This is a genomic window from Sagittula sp. NFXS13, assembly GCF_040148795.1.
GTDB lineage: Bacteria > Pseudomonadota > Alphaproteobacteria > Rhodobacterales > Rhodobacteraceae > Sagittula > Sagittula marina.
The window spans coordinates 132,291-152,945 of the sequence record NZ_JAGEMH010000009.1; the positions used below are offsets into that span (position 1 = coordinate 132,291).

Annotated in this window: 17 protein-coding genes and 2 pseudogenes; 5 read left to right on the forward strand and 14 right to left on the reverse strand. The window is 63.2% G+C overall.

Annotated elements, in window-relative coordinates:
• The first annotated feature begins 48 nt into the window (after positions 1 to 48).
• Positions 49 to 1,522, forward strand: a pseudogene (locus J4E08_RS16925) (IS1182 family transposase).
• Between the two features lie 215 nt (positions 1,523 to 1,737).
• Here J4E08_RS16925 and trpS read toward each other — a convergent pair.
• Positions 1,738 to 2,739, reverse strand: coding sequence for a tryptophan--tRNA ligase (trpS, locus tag J4E08_RS16930; RefSeq protein ID WP_502949289.1), 1,002 nt, complete (start codon positions 2,737 to 2,739; stop codon positions 1,738 to 1,740).
• Between the two features lie 290 nt (positions 2,740 to 3,029).
• Entirely contained in the window at positions 3,030 to 3,656 is a 627-nt protein-coding gene (locus tag J4E08_RS16935) for a CGNR zinc finger domain-containing protein (protein ID WP_349539505.1), read from the reverse strand.
• A gap of 211 nt (positions 3,657 to 3,867) precedes the next feature.
• On the opposite strand from J4E08_RS16935, the pseudogene J4E08_RS16940 reads away from it, so the two are divergent.
• Positions 3,868 to 4,560, forward strand: a pseudogene (locus J4E08_RS16940) (alpha/beta fold hydrolase); the annotation flags it as partial.
• Positions 4,561 to 4,659: 99 nt separating this feature from the next.
• Here J4E08_RS16940 and J4E08_RS16945 read toward each other — a convergent pair.
• Positions 4,660 to 5,394 carry a TetR/AcrR family transcriptional regulator gene (locus J4E08_RS16945; protein ID WP_349539506.1) on the reverse strand — a complete coding sequence of 245 codons (735 nt, stop codon included), beginning with the start codon at positions 5,392 to 5,394 and terminating at the stop codon, positions 4,660 to 4,662.
• Between the two features lie 96 nt (positions 5,395 to 5,490).
• Here J4E08_RS16945 and J4E08_RS16950 point away from each other — a divergent pair, with 96 nt between their 5' ends.
• The 3 genes from J4E08_RS16950 to J4E08_RS16960 are packed head-to-tail and all read left to right on the forward strand — an operon-like array spanning position 5,491 to position 8,902.
• Complete coding sequence (locus J4E08_RS16950) at positions 5,491 to 6,462, forward strand: alpha/beta hydrolase (RefSeq protein WP_349539507.1); 972 nt, start codon at positions 5,491 to 5,493, stop codon at positions 6,460 to 6,462.
• A 23-nt stretch (positions 6,463 to 6,485) separates the two neighbouring features.
• Positions 6,486 to 8,159, forward strand: coding sequence for a flavin-containing monooxygenase (locus tag J4E08_RS16955; protein ID WP_349539508.1), 1,674 nt, complete (start codon positions 6,486 to 6,488; stop codon positions 8,157 to 8,159).
• Positions 8,156 to 8,902 (forward strand): glucose 1-dehydrogenase, encoded by a 747-nt coding sequence (locus tag J4E08_RS16960; RefSeq protein WP_349539510.1) that lies wholly within the window; start codon positions 8,156 to 8,158, stop codon positions 8,900 to 8,902. Before J4E08_RS16955 ends, J4E08_RS16960 begins: the two co-directional genes overlap by 4 nt.
• A gap of 186 nt (positions 8,903 to 9,088) precedes the next feature.
• On the opposite strand, the gene J4E08_RS16965 is transcribed toward J4E08_RS16960, so the two are convergent.
• The 11 genes from J4E08_RS16965 to J4E08_RS17015 form a co-directional block, all read right to left on the reverse strand.
• Complete coding sequence (locus tag J4E08_RS16965; protein WP_349539511.1) at positions 9,089 to 9,625, reverse strand: TRAP transporter small permease; 537 nt, start codon at positions 9,623 to 9,625, stop codon at positions 9,089 to 9,091.
• A gap of 3 nt (positions 9,626 to 9,628) precedes the next feature.
• Complete coding sequence (locus tag J4E08_RS16970; RefSeq protein ID WP_349539512.1) at positions 9,629 to 10,960, reverse strand: TRAP transporter large permease; 1,332 nt, start codon at positions 10,958 to 10,960, stop codon at positions 9,629 to 9,631.
• 78 nt (positions 10,961 to 11,038) lie between these two features.
• Positions 11,039 to 12,124, reverse strand: a complete 1,086-nt coding sequence (locus J4E08_RS16975) for a type 2 periplasmic-binding domain-containing protein (protein ID WP_349539513.1) — start codon at positions 12,122 to 12,124, stop codon at positions 11,039 to 11,041.
• Positions 12,125 to 12,319: 195 nt separating this feature from the next.
• Positions 12,320 to 13,570: an acyl-CoA dehydrogenase family protein gene (locus J4E08_RS16980; protein WP_349539514.1), complete on the reverse strand. Its 1,251-nt coding sequence runs from the start codon at positions 13,568 to 13,570 to the stop codon at positions 12,320 to 12,322.
• A 20-nt stretch (positions 13,571 to 13,590) separates the two neighbouring features.
• Positions 13,591 to 14,595 (reverse strand): phosphotransferase family protein, encoded by a 1,005-nt coding sequence (locus J4E08_RS16985; protein ID WP_349539515.1) that lies wholly within the window; start codon positions 14,593 to 14,595, stop codon positions 13,591 to 13,593.
• A gap of 3 nt (positions 14,596 to 14,598) precedes the next feature.
• A complete protein-coding gene (locus tag J4E08_RS16990) occupies positions 14,599 to 15,339 on the reverse strand; it encodes a FadR/GntR family transcriptional regulator (RefSeq protein ID WP_349539516.1) in 741 nt (246 codons plus the stop codon).
• 17 nt (positions 15,340 to 15,356) lie between these two features.
• The gene (locus J4E08_RS16995) at positions 15,357 to 16,967 is read right to left on the reverse strand and encodes a class I adenylate-forming enzyme family protein (protein ID WP_349539517.1); all 1,611 of its coding nucleotides are present in this window, start codon (positions 16,965 to 16,967) and stop codon (positions 15,357 to 15,359) included.
• A 142-nt stretch (positions 16,968 to 17,109) separates the two neighbouring features.
• Entirely contained in the window at positions 17,110 to 17,904 is a 795-nt protein-coding gene (locus J4E08_RS17000; protein WP_349539518.1) for an enoyl-CoA hydratase-related protein, read from the reverse strand.
• Positions 17,905 to 17,912: 8 nt separating this feature from the next.
• The gene (locus tag J4E08_RS17005; protein ID WP_349539519.1) at positions 17,913 to 19,073 is read right to left on the reverse strand and encodes an acetyl-CoA C-acetyltransferase; all 1,161 of its coding nucleotides are present in this window, start codon (positions 19,071 to 19,073) and stop codon (positions 17,913 to 17,915) included.
• Between the two features lie 29 nt (positions 19,074 to 19,102).
• Positions 19,103 to 19,864 (reverse strand): enoyl-CoA hydratase/isomerase family protein, encoded by a 762-nt coding sequence (locus J4E08_RS17010; RefSeq protein ID WP_349539520.1) that lies wholly within the window; start codon positions 19,862 to 19,864, stop codon positions 19,103 to 19,105.
• Positions 19,861 to 20,622 carry an SDR family NAD(P)-dependent oxidoreductase gene (locus J4E08_RS17015; RefSeq protein WP_349539521.1) on the reverse strand — a complete coding sequence of 254 codons (762 nt, stop codon included), beginning with the start codon at positions 20,620 to 20,622 and terminating at the stop codon, positions 19,861 to 19,863. The genes J4E08_RS17010 and J4E08_RS17015 overlap by 4 nt, the downstream gene beginning before the upstream one ends.
• Positions 20,623 to 20,655: the final 33 nt, after the last annotated feature.

Consider the following 20,655-nt stretch of genomic DNA (forward strand, 5'->3'; position numbering starts at 1 on the left):
TCGGCGTGACTGATGGTATAATTTCCGTATTCGGTACGGAGGTTGTTGATGACGCAATTTATCGAGGGTCTGGACCGGCAGCAGACGATGTTGCTGCCTGAATGCCTGGACGATTATGTTGATGAGATCAGTCCGGTCCGTGCCATTGACGCCTTTGCAGACCTGCTTGATCTTACGGTGCTGGGCTTCAATGCGACGCCAGCGGCAACTGGACGGCCCGGCTATCATAGCGGCAACTGGACGGCCCGGCTATCATCCAGGCTTGCTGCTTCGGATTTATCTCTACGGGTATTTGAACCAGATCCAGTCATCGCGCCGTTTGGAGCGCGAGTGCGGTCGCAATCTGGAACTCGTCTGGCTGACGGGTCGGTTGAAGCCGGACTTCAAGACGATTGCCGACTTTCGGAAAGATAACGGCCCCGCGATCCGCAAGGTGTGCCAGCAGTTTGTCGCGCTATGCCGCAACATGAACCTGCTCAATGGGGATGTGGTTGCCATTGATGGTAGCCGGTTCAAGGCGCTGAACTCCAAAGCCAAGAATTACACACGCGGTAAGTTGCGCCAGAAGTTAGGCGAGATTGACAAGGCAATCGAGCGCTATTTGGGTGAGTTGGATCGTGCCGACGAAGTGTTTGAAAAGACCGGCACGGTGCTGCCTGAGGCCCGCATCGAACGCACCTTGAGAAAGCTGGAGCATCTGCAAAAAGAAGCAGTGCGCTACAGATCAATCGAGCAGCGCATGGATGAGACCGGCGAAACCCAAGTCTCGCTTAGTGATCCTGATGCCCGATCCATGGCAACAACGGCCCGGATGCCGCGCATTGTCGGCTATAATGTTCAAACGGCCGTCGAAGCCAATCACCACCTGATCGTTGCGCATGAAGTAACAATGCTTGGGTTTGACCGGGATGCCTTGTCGATGATGGCCGCGGCGGCAAACGATGTCATGACGACAGATCAGCTCACAGCAATCGCGGATAAAGGTTACTATAAGAGCGAGGAGATTGTCGCCAGCGAAGAGGCTGGCATCTCGGTTGTCGTTCCCAAATCCATGACATCAAACGCCGCTGCACGCAGTCAGTTTGACAAGGCTGACTTCGCATATGTCAGCGACAATGATGTCTATGTCTGCCCGGCAGGCGAGCAGCTGACCTACAGATTTACCGGCCAGCAAGACGGCAAAGCTATCAGATCATATTGGTCGGGTGCCTGCGCCGATTGCGTCATCAAGGCCAAATGCACGGCCAGCAAGGAACGGCGCGTGCGTCGATGGGAGAAAGAGGGCGTGCTTGAGCGGGTGCAAGAAAGGTTGGACGCAGACCCCGCCCAACTGGCCGTCCGCAGCATGACTGTCGAGCATCCTTACGGCACGATCAAATCTTGGATGGGGGCCACACACTTCAAAATGAGACGGCTGAAAAATGTCGCCACGGAAATGGCGCTGCATGTGCTGGCCTACAACATGACCCGCGTCATGAACCTGATGGGCGTCCCGGCAATGATCACAGCGATGAAGACGTAAGCGCCTCCGTTCGCCTTGCAACTAGCCCGAGAACGCCGTGATGAGCCAGAGATTGCCTCAGCCGCCATCACAACACATCTAAAGCGTGGAAATGATGATGCCGCGCCAAAATGCCCGCAAACACCCAAAGCTCACGCCAACACCACGATCAACTGAGTTCTCACACACCCTCCGGACGAAGCGGACATTCATCCGTTTTGCCCGCCTTTGCTCCCCTACAACTGGAACAGACCCAAGGCGTTCACCACGTCGCGCTTCGTCGCCTCGGTGCGTTCTCGCGCCCGTTCTGTGCCCTCTCTGATGACCTCAAGAACGTATTCCCGGTCTTCGGAGAGCTGTGATCTACGCATGCGAATTGGGGCGATAAGCTCTTGGAGGATCGCTTCCAGGCGCGCCTTGATCTTGCCATCACCAAGCCCGCCGCGCTGGTACTGTGCCTTAAGCTCGGCAAGCCCATCTTGTTCGGGATCGAAGGCATCGAGATAGGTGAAGACCACGTTACCCTCGACGCAGCCCGGGTCTTCGACACGCAGATGGTTCGGATCGGTGAACATCGCCTTGACGGCATTTCGAACCTTCTCGGGCGAGGCGGACAAGGCAATGGCGTTGCCACCGGATTTCGACATCTTGGCCTTGCCGTCGATACCGGGCAACCGGCCCGCTTTGGGTATGATCGCCCGCGCCTCGGGCAGCACGTCGCGGCCTGCGGTTGCGTTGATGCGCCGCACGATCTCGTTCGATTGCTCTATCAGCGGGGCCTGATCATCACCGACTGGCACAACCGTCGCCTTGAACGCCGTGATGTCCGCCGCCTGTGCTGCCGGATAACACAGAAATCCGGCGGGAATGTCGCGCCCGAAGCCACGCGCGCGGATTTCATCCTTGATTGTCGGGTTCCGTTCGAGCCGCGCGACCGTGACGAAGTTCAGATAGAGCACCGACAACTCCGCCAGCGCCGGAAGATGCGATTGCAGGCAGATAGTGGTGCGACTGGGATCAATGCCCACGGCCAGATAATCCAGTGCGACCTCCATCACGCTGCGCCGCACCTTCTCCGGGTCACGGGCATTGTCGGTCAGGGCTTGGGTATCCGCCAGAAGCAGAAATTGTTCATGGCTGTCCTGATAGCGCAGCCGGTTTGAAAGCGAGCCCGCATAATGCCCGATGTGAAGCGGCCCCGTGGTACGGTCGCCTGTCAGAATGGTTGGTCTATTCACTTGGGTCTTCCCATGAAACGAGAGGCGGCGCATCGGGAAGCTCGGAAAACAAAAGGCCGCCCATGCGGCGGCCTCGGAATACGATTGGTCATCCGGCCACCCTGTCAGGAGGCCAGCCACCAAGTCATTGCGATGATCGAAGTGCTTTCCATGGAAAGCTGCCTATCGTCGCCGAGGTCCCTCGTCAAGCAAATGGTATTATGGGCTCGAGGTGGACCTTCGCCGCGCACTGTGTCAAGGTCCGGTGAGCAGGACAAAGTCCCACTTCGCTACACATGCGCCAATGTCGGCTATTCGGATTTCGTCGTCTTACGGCTGTAGTATTTCGCCGATTTGGCTCTGCTACCACATGCGGCCATGCTGCACCAACGACGCGCGCGTCCGCGCCCCCGATCAATGAACAGCCAAGAACAGCGATCACAGTTCCGCATCCGTGCAAGATCATCGCTCCGAAGTAGTGCTTCAAGCAATAGGACGATCCTCACTTTGGGTAGCTTCAGATCGGATTGTTGGGCTGAAGTTACCCATCTGTAGGTATCTCCGTCGCTTTCAAGATGCGCGTTCCAAAGTGCTTGGCGAATGGCGTCCATGACTTGACTGCGTTCAGGCTCGGGCCAGTCCAGGTCCGCTTGTTTAGCCATCAGGCATCTGTGCAGTACTTCGCGAAAGCGCCGTGTGTCTGCCAAGACAGCTTGCGCCGCGTCAGCGTCGTCCTGCGCGCGCGCATGCAGGTCGCGGGCCTCCTGCTCGGACAGGACATCGGCCGCAACTGTCCACCACAGAAAGGTCGGAAAGTCGGTCAGTCGCTCCATATCGCGCAGCTTAGTGCGACCGCCAGCGGAATTTAGAAAATCCAAGACAGGATGACCTCCGACAAGGTCATCGCTGGTCCACTCGCTTCGATCCAACTTGCTCATATCTTACCTTAAAACACTTATTTGACAGTGTGAAGCAAGCGGGCATCCTACCATCAATGTATCTTTAAAGGTAAGAATGGAGATCGGAATGTCGGGTTGGACCTTGGATGAAACCTATGAGACGGCTGCGGGCAGAGTTGCGGCGGGGCGGATCGGCGAAGGACCGGACCTCGTGCTGGCCCACGGATGGCCCTAGTCATCATTCTCATGGCATCGCGTAATTCCCGATCTGGCGAAGAAGTTTCGCGTCCATTGGTACGATATGCCCGGCTACGGCCAATCGGCCAAAAACGCCGAACAACGCACATCGCTTGATGTTCAAGGCGAGGTCTTCGCTGAAATGCTGGTTCATTGGGGGCTATCGCGCCCGCTCGTCGTTGCGCACGACTTCGGCGGCGCAACGACATTGCGCGCCCATCTGCTGCATGGCTGTGATTTCGAGAAATATGTTCTCATGAACGTTGTGGCGATGCGCCCCTGGGGGTCAGATTTTTTTGACCACATGGGGCAAAATGTCGACGCTTTCCAAGGTTTGCCAGCACACATTCATCGCGCGCTGGTAGCTGCTTACCTTGAAGGTGCGCTCGTCAATGACATACCGGCAGACGATCTGGAAAACCTTGTTGCACCTTGGCTGACGGAGGACGGCGCTTCGAGCTTCTATCGTCAGTTCGCACAGGCTGACGAGAAATATACGGCAGAAGTTGAACCGCAGTTCGGCGCGGTTCGCTGTCCAACAAAAATCGTCTGGGGTGAGGATGATCCCTGGATTCCCCTCGAACGCGGGCGATCTCTTCACGATCTGATGCCGGATGCAGAGTTCGCGACCATGCCGGGTGTCGGGCATTTGCCGCAGCTCGAAAACCCTGATGCTGTGCTCGATCAGGTGCGGAAGTTTCTCTGAATGACAGTCGGTCCAATCCAACAAGCCACCACTCGCACACCGCGCAGCATCAGGCGCAATGGGCTCGTGGCGGCGGATCAACCTTCGCCCGCCTCGGGCTCAGCCTCGCCCCGGGTTTTCGCCATTTGAAGGCAGGTCGCGGGCGGGGATGGCCCCGCTACCCTCCTCCCGCCGGATATCATCGATCACATGCCCCCAGGCCCGCGCGATTGTCGTGGCTGCCAACTCGCGGTCAAAGGAGGCCCCGCGCAGGTGCCGCTGGAAGAAATGCAGCAGGGGCGAGGCGATAACGGCGGCGGTGATTTCACAGCGCCTCTGTTCAAGGCCGGGAAATGCCTGCTGCAACGCCTCGGTGAACTCGCGGATGCCGGGCATCTCGTCAGGAAAGAACGTGCGGAACAGCGCCGCGTCGGCCTCGGCCGCCTCATAGACGGGGCGCATGAAATCCGCGACCTCGTCCCACAGCGTCATGGCCTCGATGATCCAGTTTTCCAGCAAGGATTCGTCGCCGACGCGCAGCACGCCCGGAAGCCTGCCATAGAGCGGCCTGAACGGATCCCCGCCCCCCTGCAGCAAGAGCGGCAGGAAATCGCCTTTCCCCTTGAAATGCAGATAAAAGGTGGCGCGGCTACAGCCGGCTTCGGTGGCGATCTGCTCGACCGTGGCCTGGTGGTAACCATGACGGGCAAAGGCCCGCCGCGCCGCCTCGATCAGCACGCCGTGGGTGACATCCTTGTCGGTGTCGCGAATCCGGGGCCGACCGCGGCGCCGCGGTTGCCGCGAACTGTGGTGGCCGTCACCCGTCACTGCCTTTCCCCCATCACTGTCGCTCACCTGTCATGACCTGCCCCTTATCTGTCCCATCGTTTTGTTGACAGCGCGCTCAGAGGCGCGGTACCAATTTAATTAGACGGTGTGTCAATTTAAATAATGACACTGCCGGAGGAGGAGATCATGCACCACAGTCCGAGCTATGACAACGAGCTCGCCCAGACCCTTGGCAGCCTGCCGCAACTCGATCTGAACGATATCCCGGCCACGCGGGCGATGCTTGCCGAGCTTCAGCGCGCCCTGCCGCCCTATCAACCCGGCCCCGGCGTGACCCACCGCCAGACCGAGGTGCCGTGCGCCGATGGCCGCCCCCCGGTCCCCCTGCATATCCTGGCACCCAACCGGGACGATACCCCGATGCCGGCGCTGATGTGGCTCCACGGGGGCGGCTTCGTGCTTGGCAACGCGACGGAATCCCTGCCTTTTCTCGACGAAATCGTGCGCGCGACCGGGGCCATGTGTCTGTCCGTCGGATACCGTCTTGCGCCTGAAGCGCCGTTTCCTGCGGCGCTCGAGGATGCCGCCGCGGCGCTCGACTGGCTTTGCCGGCAGGCCGCCGGGCTGGGCGTCGATCCGGCCCGCATCGCCATCGGCGGGCAAAGCGCGGGCGGCGCGCTCGCCGCCGGTCTGGCGCTGTCTCATCGCGACCGCGGCGGCCCGCCATTGTGCCTGCAGCTGCTCGACAATCCGGTGACGGACGACCGGCTCGCGACCGCGTCCATCCGACAGGGCGACGCCACCCCCATGTGGGACAAGCATTGTGCAACGCTCAGTTGGCGCGCTTATCTGGGCGGCGCGACCGATGTATCGCCCTATGCCGCTCCGGCCCGCGCAGAGGATCTGACGACGCTGCCGCCCGCCTATGTTTCCCTGGCGCAGCACGACCCTCTGCGCGACGAGGGCCTCGAATATGGCCGGCGTCTGGCCGAGGCGGGCATACCGACCGAAATGCAGCTCTACCCCGGCACGTTCCACGCTTCTGCCTCGCTCATGCCGGGTGCCGCAGTTTCCCGTCGCCAGGGGGAGGACCTGCGACAGGCGCTCAAGCGCGCGTTCGGCGCCACAACCTGAAAGTCTCTGGGAGGAGAATATACATGACAGTCACGACACCCCCGACCGAAGTGGATGCCGTCATCATCGGCGCCGGTTTCGGTGGGCTCTATGCCCTGTACGAGCTGCGCCGCCGCGGCTTTCGCACCGCAACGTTCGAAGCCGGCAAAAGCGTCGGCGGCACATGGTTCTGGAACCGCTACCCCGGTGCACGCTGCGATGTCGAAAGCCTGGCCTACCAGTATTCCTTCAGCGAAGATCTGGTCAGCGAATGGACCTGGAGCGAACGCTACGCCACGCAGCCCGAGATCCTGGCCTATGTGGAGTGGGTCGCCGACCGGCTCGACCTTCGCAAGGATATCACTTTTGAAACAAAGGTGACCGCCGCCGAGTTCGACGACGACACCTCCCGCTGGAGTGTCACCACGTCGGACGGGCGCCGCTGGTCGGCGCGCTTTCTGATCGCCGCGACTGGCGCGCTTTCGGCGACCAGTGTGCCGCCCTTTGCCGGGGTTGACGACTATCAGGGCCAGGTTCTGCATCCCGGCAACTGGCCCGCCGGCGGCGTCGACCTTACCGGCAAGCGGGTCGCGGTGATCGGGGTCGGATCATCCTCGGTTCAGCTGATCCCCGAAGTGGCCAAACAGGCCGCCCAGCTGACCGTATTCCAGCGCACGCCCGCGTACACGATCCCGGCCCGCAACCGGCCCCTCTACCAGGATGAGATCGCCTCGGCCCGCCGCAACCACAGCGCGCTGGCGCAAAGCGCGCGCTGGACCTATGCGGGGATCAACCTGCCCATCACCGGCGACCGCATTCTCGAAACCGACCCGCACAAGCGTCAGGTCATGCTCGAAAAGAACTGGAAGCTCGGCGGCAACCTGTTTCTGACCGCGTTCATCGACACCGGCTCCGATCTGGACGCGAACGAGATCATGGCCGTATTCGTCCGGGACAAGATCGCGGACGTGGTCACCGATCCCGACACCGCCCGGCGCCTGACACCGACGGATTATCCCATCGGGGCCAAGCGGATCATCACCGACACGGATTACTATGCCACCTTCAATCTGCCGCATGTCCGGCTGGTCAGCGTGCTGGAGACCCCGATCACCCGGATCACGCCCAGCGGGATCGAGACGCCGGAGGAGGCGTTCGAGTTCGATACCATCATCTACGCCACCGGATATGACAGCATGACAGGCGCGCTGACACGGATCGATATTCGCGGGGCTGACGGGCTGACCCTGAAAGAGGCCTGGAAGGACGGCGCCCATACCTATCTGGGCCTTGGCGTGTCGGGCTTTCCCAATCTCTTTACTGTCACCGGTCCGCAAAGCCCCTCGGTCCTGGCCAATGTCATCGCCTCGATCGAGCAGCACGTCGAATGGATCTCGGATTGCATGACCCATATGCGCGATGAGGGCGCGGAGCGTATCGAAGCCGAGCCCAAGGCCGAGGACTGGTGGGCCGGACAGGTCGAGGAGGCCGTTCAGGGCACGCTCTACCTTCATGCCAAATCATGGTATCGCGGCACGAATATCGAGGGAAAGCCAAGCACGTTCCTGGTCTATTGCGGCGGTCTCGACCGGTATCGGCGCATCTGCGACGAGGTTGCCGCCGAGGGATATCGCGGCTTTCGCATCGACAAGGCGTCGGCGGGCAACCCGGCCAACCCCATGAGGGCCCAGGCAGTGACAGGGGCACGATCCGAATGACACGTCTTGCCGGAAAGACCGCGCTGATTACCGGCGCGGCAATGGGAATGGGCGCCGCCGTTGCCCGCATGTTCGTGGAGGAAGGCGCCAATGTGGTCCTGGCGGATGTCGCAGAGGACGAGGGCAGGCAGCTTGCCAAGGACCTGGGCGACGAACGGGCGCTGTTCGTGCTGCTGGACGTCACCGACCCCGCCGCTTGGGAGGCGGCGGTTGCCGCAACAACCGAGCGGTTCGGCCAGTTGAACATTCTGGTCAACAACGCCGGCATCTTCAACACCGGGTCGCTGGAGGACTACCCGCTCGAAACCTGGCACCAGACCATCGCGATCAACCTGACGGGTCCATTTCTTGGCCTGCGAGCCGCGCGGGATGCTCTGGTGGCCGGGGTCCCCTCCTCGGTGATCAATATATCCTCTACCGCCGGGCTACAGGGCTATCCGGGCTTTTACGGGTATTCGGCATCGAAATGGGGGGTGCGCGGCCTGACACGCTCGGCCGCGCTGGAGCTGGCGGATGTCGGGATACGGGTGAACTCGGTCCATCCGGGCGGGGTTGCAACCCCGCTGATGGACGGGGTCGCGCATCATCCCGGCTCTGATCCCGGGGCAAGCTCGCTCAACCGGCTCGCCCGGCCCGAAGAGATCGGCAACCTGATTCTCTTTCTCGCCAGCGACGAGGCCAGCTATTGCACCGGCTCCGAATATGTCGCCGATGGCGGGCATACGGCGGGCGTCATCCCCTGACCGCCGACTTCCCCGGTGAACAGACGCGCGGCACGTCACGGGGGCCCCCCGTCCTCGCCCGCGTCATCACCCGGGCCGTCAGGAGCCGGGATATGGAAACAGCGCAGGCGCGCAGTCCCGGGATCGCTCTTGCGGATTCGCCTGGACAGTCCCGGCCCCCGCACAGGCCATCTGGACGCGCCGCTCTCAGGTCATTTCGTGACACACGACGTCACCGGCGCGGCGGGTCGAGAAATATCTCAGATGCCGCAGGATCTGGGCGACCATCTCGATCACCATCAGACCGAATGCCAGCGGCACCATCATCATGAAAGGCCAGACCGGAAAGTACCGCGACCCGAGTTGCATGGTCCGCCCCGCCTCCATGCCATTGATCGCGAACACCCCAAGGCGCCATGTGAGATACATGAACACCGCCAACTCGACCAGCAGCGCCAGCACCGCCAGCGCATTGCCGAGGCGCGGCTTCAGAAGCTGCGGCAGGATTTCCAGCCTGGGAAACACACCGTCGCGATGCGCGATCGGCAAGGCCCAGAAGACCATGAGCGGGAAAAGCATCCGCTCGATGATATTGTACGAGCCGGGGATGAGATCGACCATCAGCACGTACCGCCCGAACACGCTGATCACTGTGATCATCATGATGGCAAGGAGGCAGATACCGGCCCCGATCGATGCAAGGCCCCATTCGAAGCGACCCAGCGCGGCGTAGAGAGTTCTCATGGCTCAGTTCCCCACATGGCTGGGCAGGAAGGTGACGATTTCCGGAAAGAGCACCGCGGCCCCGACCACAATCAGCGCCGCTGCGAGCGCGAATTTCGATGCCGGTTTGAAGACCTCCGACACCGGATATCTCTGCGCAGCAGCCGCCGCGTAGGCGGCAAGCCCGACAGGCGGCGTCAGCAGCCCCAGCGAAATCATGAAACCCGCAAGCACGCCGAACCAGAGCAGATCGACCTCGGCGGCTTCAAGGATCGGCAGCACGATCGGGATCATCAGCAGGATCACCGCCGCGCTCTCGAGGATCATGCCAGCGATGAAGAGGACCAGCATCAGGATCGCGACAAGCAGGGCCGGCTGATCGATATAGGGTGTCGCCAGCTCCAGCAGCTCCCGCGGGAGTCTGGAGAACGCGAGGAACCGCGCAAAGATCTGCGCCCCGATCACCAGCAGCATGAGCATCGCGGCGATCTTTGCGCTGTCGGCAAGCGACGCGGCCACGTCGGACACGCCGATGCGGCGCATCGCCATCAGCCCCGCCATGGCGGTAAAGGCTCCGATGGCGCCGGCTTCGCCCACCGTGATGATGCCGCCATAGATGCCTCCGAACACGACAACGAGCAGAGCGACGAGAAAGACCGACGCCCAGACCGCATTGCGCCCGGCGCCGTCCGGGCCTGTCTCGGTCGCGGCGCGTGGCGGAGAGAGGTCGTCCTGCGGCGCGGCATCCGCCGTGGTTTCCGCGAAGATCGCGAGACAGACCGCATAGACCGCAATGCAGAGCAGACCCGGCCCGAGCAGCCCGATGAACAGCTTGCCAATCGGGACCGAGGTGATCGAGCCATAGATGATCACGATCAGTGACGGTGGAATGACCGCCGACAAAGAGCCCGAGACCGTAGCGATCCCCAGCGCATAGCGCCGGGAATAACCAACGCGTTCAAGTTCTGGCCCCGCAAGCGTCGCCAGCGACGCCGCCGAGGCGGCCCCGGAGCCGGAGACCGCGCCGAGAAGCCCGCCGATCAACAGCGTTGCCAGACCTAGAGGATAGCGCCGGTAGCCCGCCAGCCGGTGGCCGACCCTGAAAAGATCAAGCACCAGCCCGCCGCGCATCAGCAACTGCGCCATGAGCAGGTAAAGCGGAATGATCGAAAGCGAATAGTTGGAGGCGGTAAAAAAGATGTCCTGCCCCACCAGCCCGTTAAGAACGGCCGGCTTTGTCCAGAGCATGACACCGATCACCCCCGTGCCGATCAGAACCGTGGAGACATGCTGGCCGATCAGCAGAAAGAAGGAGAACCAGGCCAGGACGATCGTAAGCGTGGCAATATCGGACACGTTGATTTTCCATGCGAGAGTGCGATGATTTGCCTGTCGCCGCGCGCTCGCGGCGACAGGCCACTGCCGGAAAAGTCCTCAGTCGCGGGACTGGAGATAGGCCTCGACGCCCTCGGGCAGCGCGCCGCCGTGCTTGCGCGTCAGCTCTGCCCAGAGACGGGCGGTTTCAAGCCCCGGATGGCCGGCGCTCTCGGTCTCTTCGATCCAGCGCGTCCAGGTGTTGACCGAGGCCTGCTCGATCCGGCTGCGCAGATCGGCGGGAATGTCCGCGACATCGACGAAGACGCCACCATCCGCCTCCGAGGCCTGCCGCACTTCGCCCTCCTGGCGGTCGATACCTTCGGCATTCTGCCGGGCGATTTCATGCGCGGTCTCGGTCCAGGTCTCGCGCTCCGCATCGCTGAGATCGGACCAGGCGGCGTCGGATATTGCAAGATAACTGCCCCAGTGGCCCACCGCCACACCGGTAATCGTGTAGCTCAGAACATCTTGGAGCGAATAGCTTTTCCAGTCGCCGACAGACAGGATCGTTCCCTTGATCGTGCCCCGCGCCAGCGCCTCGTAAGAGGCCGCCGCCGACATGGTGACCGGCGTCACGCCCAGCTCTTCGAGAAACACCGTATGGAGCGCGGATCCGGACCGCAGCGGGATCCCGGACAGCGCATCGGCCGATGCGGGCTCCATGCCGGCGAGACTGATCGAGTAGGCCGCCGTGGCGGCGACCGGCCAGGCATGGATGTCCTTCGAGCCGATCTCGTACTCATAGAACGTCTTGCCGTCCGCCAGTTCCACATCCGAGGCCATGAGGTCGAGAAACGCCTCGGTCTGCTCAACGGAACTTGTTCCGATCGTCGGTAGCTGGGTGACGTCGGTCAGTGGAAACGCCCCTTCGTGATAGGGTGCCAGAAGCGGCGCGACCGCATCCACGACACCGCCGGTCAGCGCGTCGAGCTCGCGCCCGACAGAGGTAATCTCGCCCGCGTAAAAGCGTGTGAAGGTCACGTCGGCGCTGTCTTCCATGACGTCGGCGAACGGGTCCATGAACCCGCCGACCCAGAAATGAACCTGAGGCAGCGACGATGCAAAGGTAAGATCCGTCGCCCTGGCCGAGACCGGCGCGATGGCTGCGGCTGCGATGGCCGCCGTGAGAATATGGCTTTTCATGTTTCCTCCCTGAGAACCCCTCCGCGCCCCGCTTGCGAGGCGCGGAACAAGGACACCTCACTCCCCACTTAGTGTCCTACAAACTTACAATCAGTCAATAATGCAGCCTTGTCAATACACCTGCGCTCCGCAGGGTCAACCGGCGCGGCAGGCGCCACCCACCGCAGCCGCGCGGCGGTGAGCCCGCCCGCAATGTCAGTGAGGGGAGACGAAATGATGCAGGTTTCGGTCCGGTGCGGCCTTGGCCCGCTTGAGCTCCTTGCGGGCGATGACCCGCATGTGAACCTCGTCGGGGCCATCGAGAAAGCGCATCGCCCGCCCCCAAGTCCACAGGAAGCTGAGCGGCGTGTCGGGCGTGATGCCCGCGGCGCCGAACACCTGGATGGCACGGTCCACCACGCGTGTCTGAAGCTGCGCCGCCGTCACCTTGATAGCCGACACATCCACCCGCGCCGCCTTGGCGCCGTCGCGATCCATCTTCCAGGCGGTTTGCAGCATCAGCAGCCGAGCCGCGTCGATCTCCATGCGGGACTGGGCAATCCAGTCCTGAATATTTGCGTTGTCGGACAGCGGCTTGCCATAGGTCTGGCGTTGCAGCGCCCGGTTGCACATCAGTTCAAGCGCCAGTTCGCACTGCCCGATCGTGCGCATGCAATGGTGAATGCGACCGGGCCCAAGCCGGGCCTGGGCCAGCAGGAACCCGTCGCCCGGCGCGCCGAGCATGGCATCGGCGGGCACGCGCACATTGCGGAACAGGATCTCGCAATGCCCTTCCGGGGCGTGGTGGTGCATGATCGGAACATCGCGCACGATCTCGACACCGGGCGCATCGAGCGGCACCAGTACAAAGGAGTGTTTCTTGTGCGGGTCGGCATCGTCAGACGCGTCCGAGATGCCGAAAACGATGGCGAATTTGGCATTCGGATGCTTGGCCCCTGTCGAGAACCACTTGCGACCGTTGATCACGAAATCCTGCCCGTCGGGAAGGATCGTGGTCTGAAGATTGGTCAGGTCCGACGACGCGGTGTCGGGTTCGGTCAGCGCCACGACAGAGCGGATCTCGCCGGTCATCAGCGGATCGAGCCAGCGCGCTTTCTGCTCCGGAGTCGCGAAACGCTTGAGGATCTCCATGTTGCCCGTATCGGGGGCCGAGCAATTGAACACCTCCGAACACCACGGAACCCGGCCCATGACCTCGGCCAAGGGCGCATATTCGAGATTGCTCAGCCGGGTGCCGGGATCCTCGTCCTCCAGTTCGGGCATGAAGAGGTTCCAGAGCCCGGCCTCATAGGCCTTTGCCTTGAGCGGCTCGATGACCTCCAGCGGATAGACGCCCTGGTTGGCCAGCTCGTGATATTTGCGGTTGGCCGGCAGCACATGGTTTTCCATGAAATCCCCGAGCTGGCCGAGAAGCGACTTGGTGCGATCTGAGTACTCGAAATGCATAATATCCTCTGGTGGTTGTCCTAGACGCGGCAGATGTCCTTGGAGATGATCTTTTCGGCCAGACCGGTGCAGACCGGGGCCAGCGCGCCCACTTCGAGCGCATCCGCGCTTGCGGCCTGTCCGGTGCGCGCCCGTGCCAGGATCCCCTCGAAGATGATGGCCATGCGGTAGAAGGCAAAGGCCCGGTGAAAGGGCAGGCATTCGGCCTCTTCGCCGCCAGCCTCGCGGTAGAGATCAAGGAAGCGCGACGCGGACGGGATGCCCAGCCCGGCAACGCCCAGCCCGGCGATGCCGCCAAGCTGCGACGGCGCGAACTCGTAGAACATTAACCAATGCGCCAGATCGGCCATCGGGTCGCCCAGGGTCGACAGCTCCCAGTCGAGCACCCCCCTGATATGGGCCGTGGCCGGATCGTACATCAGATTTCCGATGCGATAGTCGCCATGCACGATCGTCGTTTTGTTCTCGGCCGGAATGTTGGCCCGGAACCACGCGGTCAGCTCTTCGATCCGCGGGTTGGCCTCGCTGCACGTGGCCTCCCATTGCCGGCTCCAGCGTTTCACCTGCCGCGCATAGTAGCCGTCGGAGCGACCGAATTCCGCCAGCCCGACCGCGTTCCAGTCAACCCGGTGGAGCTGAGCCAGCGTCTGTGCGGCGTCGGCATAGAGCGTTTCGCGCCCCTGCACATCCAGCTCCGGAAGCGAGCTGTCTTCGCTGACAGTGCCCTCAAGCCGCTGCATGAGGTAGAAGGGCGTTCCCAGCACCGTTTCGTCAGCTTCGAACAGCACCATGGCGGGCACTGGAACGCTGGTCGTTCGCAGGGCATTCATCACCGTGTACTCACGATCCACCGCATGGGCACTGGACAGGGTTGTGCCGCTCGGCTTCTTGCGCAGAACCAGGTCGCGTGTACCGCAGGTGACGAACCAGGTCGGGTTGGATTGGCCGCTCGTGACCGGACGCAGCTCTACCGGCCCGCCGAGAACTTTCTCCAGGGCGGATGGATCGAAATCGGGTTTTACCACTGATTAGCTTCCTTTTATTTTCGCCATCGGCGTCTCGTCCTCAAGCCGCGCAAGCTGGACGCCGCGCCAGAAATCCTCGATATGCCGGCGCGCCCAGAGCCGCGCGCGCTCTGGATCGCGTTTGCGGATTGCCTCCAGCACCTCGGCATGTGCCACGATCTGACGATCCAGCGCCTGGGGCACGTTCGGGGCCACTTTGGAGAAGCCCTGAAACAGCAGCAGAGCGATGGGCTCGCGCGCGAGGCTGAGCACCCTGTTCTTGCTGATCTCGGCGATTTTGGAGTGAAACGCCGTGTCCAGCTTGATGCTCAGCTCTTCGTCATCGGTCGCGTCAACCAACTGCCGGTGCAGCTCCTCCAGCTCTTCAAGCTCGTGGTCTGTTGCGCATTCCGCCGCCAGCGATGCCGCCAGAGGCTCGGTTTCCAGCGCGACCTGCCACAATTCGCGAAATGTCACGTTCATCAGCACCATGGCCCGCCAGGATCGGGTCGCAAGCTGGTCGATCCGCGGCATTGCGACCTCCAGCCGGCGCGGCGTGGGTCGGCATACGAGCCCGTCGCTTTCAAGCTGGCGCAGCCCCTCCCGCACGGTGCTGCGGGTCACGCCGAACATCTCGGCAAGCTCCGTCTCGCCGGGCAGCCGGTCGCCGGGGGTGATCGTCCCGTCCAGGATCTGCGTCTGGATCTGCTCGGCGATCTGCTTGTATGCGTAGTTCACCTTCAAAGGCTGGCCTCTAAGGCTCATGTGCTAACCTCTTATCTTCAACTTGTTGATGGGGCCGGATCGCCGAAGCGAGCTGACAGGTCTTTCTTTACGATTTTGCCATTCGGATTGCGCGGCAGCGGTGTCTCGCAAAACACGATGCGGTCCGGAAGCTTATAGCTCGACAAGTGCTTTCGGCAGAACGCCACAAGGTCGCCCTCGTCCAGATGTGCGCCGCCGGTATGGACGAAAGCCCAGGCTTTCTCGCCCATCACGTCGTCGGGCCTTGACACAAGCGCGGCCTCCTGCACCGCGTCATGCCGCGCCAGGATGGCCTCCACTTCGATGCAATAGATCTTGTAGCCACCCCGGTTGATGATGTCCTTGCGGCGGTCGACGATATGCAAGGCGCCGTCGGCATCGACAAAACCCAGATCACCGGACCGCCAGCGCCCGTCGGCATCGAAGGACGCGGCATTCGCCTCTTCGTTCTGCCAGTATCCGGGGATCACCATCGGGCCGGCGATCATCAGCTCGCCCGTCTCACCGGGGTCGGCGCTCTCGCCACCCTCGCCGACCACCTGGATATCGGCGCAAGGCACCGGCGTGCCAACGGTGGCAGAGGCCTGCTCGAACGCCCCGAGCCGGACCATTGTAGAGGGCGAAGTCGTCTCGGTCGCGCCGTAGACGTTGCTCAGCTGCACGTTCGGGATCAGCTCATGCAGGCGCTCGACCGTGCTCGGCGCGATCGGAGCGCCGCCATATCCGGCAACACGCCAGGCGCTCAGATCGAAGCCGGCCACATCGGGCTCGAGCAGGCAAAGATTGTACATCGCCGGAACCATCAGAGTATAGGTCATCCGCTCGCGCTCTGCGAGTTCCAGGAAGGGGCGCGCCTTGAAGGCCCTGACCAGAACGCAGCAGCCGCCGCAGGTTGCCATGCACAGGATCAGCGCAATCAGCCCGGTTGCGTGCGAGGCGGGCACGGCGCTGATCGCGACATCCTGCTCCGAGAGCCCGTACACCCCCTGATAGGACATCAGCGAATGCACAATGCCCAGATTGGTCAACATCGCGCCCTTGGGCTGCCCCGTTGTCCCCGAGGTATAAAGTAGGCAAACGCAGTCTTCGGCTTCGCCTGCGGCGAAATCGCCCGCGGCCGGGGCGGTGTCGAGCATCGTCTCGAAGCTGTCCGCCCCCTGCGGATCACCGCCGACCCAGATCACCGGCGCAGCCCCCGCACCGCCCCAACCTTGGGGCAACTTGTCCTGACAACCTGCCTCGCAGATCAGCAACGCGGCCTCTGAATGCGTCATGATATGGCCGGTCTCGCGAGAAGATTGGCGGGGGTTCATCGGCACGACGATGTGACCGGCCCGCAGGCAGGCCAGCAGCGACACGACGAACTCGGACGTGTTGTCGAGCAGAAGCGCCACCCGGTCACCGCGCCTGAGACCTCGCGCGGCAAGACCCGACGCCACCCTGGTGGCAAGACTGTGCAGCCCGGAAAAGCTGATCCGGCGATCCCCCGACACAATTGCGGGGCGATCCGGGAAACGTCTCGCAGCAGTCTCGAACATCTCCCATACGGTTGCCGGGTGCTTACTGAAGCACCGCACCGTGCGAGATCCGTAAATCGTCTTTGGTTCGGTCTCGAAATGAATATCCATCGGGGCTTCCCTCCCACATTCTGAAACGTCGGCCCGATCCAGACCAAACGGTAGCGGCGCGTTGGCCGCCGGTCAATGACTGATTGTCCTACGATAAAGCAACCGACCTCTCCGTTCGGATGCCACCGCAGGCGCGGCCCTATCACTCGGCCCCGGTCCAGACCGGCGGGCGTTTCTCCCGGAACGCCCGCGCCCCCTCCTGCGCATCGGCGCTCACCAGAATCCGCTCGATAAGCTGGTCGCTTTGCACCCAAAGCGCCGCCTCGGCGGTGCACTCGGCGAGACGCGACAACAAGAGACCGTCGCGCACGGCGAGCGGTGCGCTTTCGGTGATGCTCTGGGCAAGTGCCATGGCTGCCGAAAGGGCGGCCCCGTCCTCGACCACCTCGTTGAGCAGACCGTAGCCCTCCGCCTCGGCAGCACCAAAGCGCCTGCCGGTCAGCACAAGTTCGCGCGCCTTGACCGCCGGAATGCGCGCGGACAGGCGGAACACGCCCCCCGCTGCGGCCAGAAGCCCCAGCCGCGCCTCGGGCAGACCGAAGGTCGCGGACCCGGAGGCAATGGCCATGTCGCAGGCGAGCATGATTTCCAGCCCCCCGGCCAGCGCCGCCCCCTCGACCGCCGCGATGATCGGCTTTGTCCGTTCGAGCGAGACGAACCCGGCAAAGCGGCCTTGGCCAAAAAGCACCTCGTCCACGGCACCATCCGAAAAGGCCTTGAGATCCATCCCGGCACAGAACACCTTGCCACGCCCGGTCAGCACCGCAACACGCAAGGCGGGGTCCGCCTCGAACCGCTTCACCGCATCGCGCAGCCCGTTGGCCACCGCGGCATTGATGCAATTGCGCTGGTCGGGACGGTTCAGCGTGATGATTGCGACCGGGCCGTCGCGTTCGAAAAGGACCGCATCCGCGTCGGTCCGGGAAGTCGGTGTCATGTCTTGCCTCACAATGCTTCGACGATGGTGACATTGGCGGTGCCGCCACCTTCGCACATGGTCTGGAGCCCGTAGCCTGCGCCTTTCGCGCGCAGGGCGTGGATCAGCGTGGACATCAGGCGCGTGCCGCTGGCGCCCAGCGGATGACCAAGCGCAATGGCCCCTCCATTCACGTTCAGTTTCGCGGGATCGGCCCGCAGCTCCTTGAGCCAGGCCAGCGGGATCGGCGCAAAAGCCTCGTTGACCTCGAACAGCGCGATATCCTCAAGCGACAAGCCCGCCTTTTCCAGCGACCGGCGCGTGGCCCGGATCGGCTCTTCGAGCATCACCACAGGATCTCCCGCGGTGACGGTCATGTCGACGATGCGCGCGATCGGGGTCAGCCCATGAGCCCTGAGCGCCCGTTCGCCCACGACCAGCACGCCCGAGGCACCATCGCAGATCTGGCTGGCATTTGCCGCGCTCAGCACGCCGCCCTCCTGGATCGGCTCGACACCGGCGATACCCTCCGGCGTCGCATCGAAACGGATGCCCTCGTCGCGCAGATGGGTGCCCTGCTCCAGTTGCAGCGGCAGAATCTCGCGTTCGAAGGCGCCCGCCTCGGTCGCGGCGGCCGCACGGCGGTGGCTCTCCAGCGCATAGGCGTCGAGCGCCTCGCGGCTCAGGCCATGGCGCTCGGCGATCATCTCGGCGCCGACAAACTGGCTGAAGCTGTCGACGCCGAAACGTTTGGACATACGCGCGCTGACCGGGCCCTCGCCGATGCCCGCCTTGGCCAGCACCGTCATATCGGCGAACATAGGCACCCGGGTCATGCTTTCGACGCCGCCCGCGATGACCATATCCTGCGTCCCTGACATCACCGCCTGCGCGGCAAAATGCAGCGCCTGCTGCGAGCTGCCGCATTGCCGGTCCACTGTTGTGGCCGGCACCGAGGTCGGCAGATCCGACGCCAGCACACAGTTGCGGGCGATGTTGAAGCCCTGCTCACCGGCCTTGGTGACACAGCCCATGATCACGTCGTCGATGGTTTCCGGGTCAATCCCCGTTCTTGTCACCAGTGCATTGAGCACCTCGGCGCCCAGATCAGCCGGGTGCCAGCCGGCGAGCGCGCCCTTGCGTCGCCCTCCCGCGGTTCTGATGGCGTCTACGATATAGGCCTCGGCCATGGTGTTGCTCCTCCGAATTGACTGACAGGTCAGCGCCTGCTCAGAAACGTCCTGATTGCAGCCGCGGCGTCCGGACGGCTTGCTGCCTCGGCGATGCCGGTGGCTTCGGCGTCGAGATGATCGCGCAGCGAGGCACTACGGCCCTGCGCCAGCAGGTGTTTGGTGCGGCGCAGCGCCCAGCCCGGCGCCTTGGCCAGCCGCGCCGCGACGCTCTGCGTTTCCTCGTGCAGCCGGTCATGCGGCACCACGCGGGTGATCAGCCCGCAGGCGGCAGCCTCGTCGGCATCCATGGTCTGACCGCACAGCAGCATTTCTGTCGCGCGCCGCGCACCAACCAGCCGCGGAAGATGCCAGGTGGTGCCGCCATCCGGGGTCAGCCCGATGCCAAGATAAGCCGGGTGGAACCGGGCGCGGTCCGAGGCAAGGGCGATATCGCCGAGCGCCGCAAGCACCAACCCGGCGCCGGCGGCGGTGCCCTGGATCGACGTCACCAGCGGCTTGTCCAGTTGGTCGATCAGCGCGATGCTGCGATGAAGCGACCGCGCCAGCGCGCCGATCTGCTCGGGCAGCGCATCGGTGGCCTGCCCGAAGGCAGAGATATCGCCACCGCCGCAAAAGAGCTTGCCCTCTGCGCCAAGCACGATGCAGCGCACGGCATCGTCGCCCGCCGCATGATCGAGCGCGTCGAACAGCGCATCGGCCAGATCGAAATCAATCGCGTTCGCGGCATCCGGCCGGGTCAGCGTCAGCCGGGCGATGCCATCTGTAATCTTCCGCCTGACGCTGGTCATCTGGGCGCCATCCGGATTGCTCCGTCCAAGCGAATGACCTCGCCGTTGAGCATCGGATTGTCGATGATCGCAGCGGCCAGATCGGCGAATTCCGAGGGTTTTCCAAGGCGCGACGGGAACGGCACCTGCTGGCCCAGAGACTCCTGCGTGTCCTGCGGCAGCGATTCAAGCATCGGCGTCAGGAAGATCCCCGGTGCGATGGTGTTCACCCGGATCCCAAAGCGCGCCAGTTCGCGCGCAATCGGCAAGGACATGGAAACCACGCCCCCCTTGGACGCCGCATAGGCGGCCTGTCCGGTCTGCCCCTCGAAGGCGGCGACCGAGGCGGTGTTGACCACCACCCCGCGCTCTTCGCCAACGGGATCTTCCTTGTGCAGCCGGGCGGCGAATTTCGAGATCACGTTGAACGTGCCGATGAGGTTCACGTTGACGATCTTTGCGAAATCCGCCAGCGGTTGCGGCGCGCCCTCGCGGGACAAGACCTTCGAGGGCGGCGCGATGCCGGCACAATTCACCAGGATGCGGGCGCTGCCAAAGGACTGCGCGACCTCGTCCACGGCCTTGGCGACGCTGTCCTCGTCGGTTACGTCTACCCGGAAGAACCCTCCCTTCACCTCTTCGGCCAGCGCCTTGCCGGCGGCCTCGTTCATGTCGAAGATCACCGGCGTTGCACCGCCCTGCGCCAGACGCCGCGCGACCGCCGCCCCCAGCCCGGACGCACCGCCGGTGATGATCGCCGTAACTCCTTCAGTCTTCATGTTGTCCTCCAGTCGTTCCGTGTCCGGGCCGCG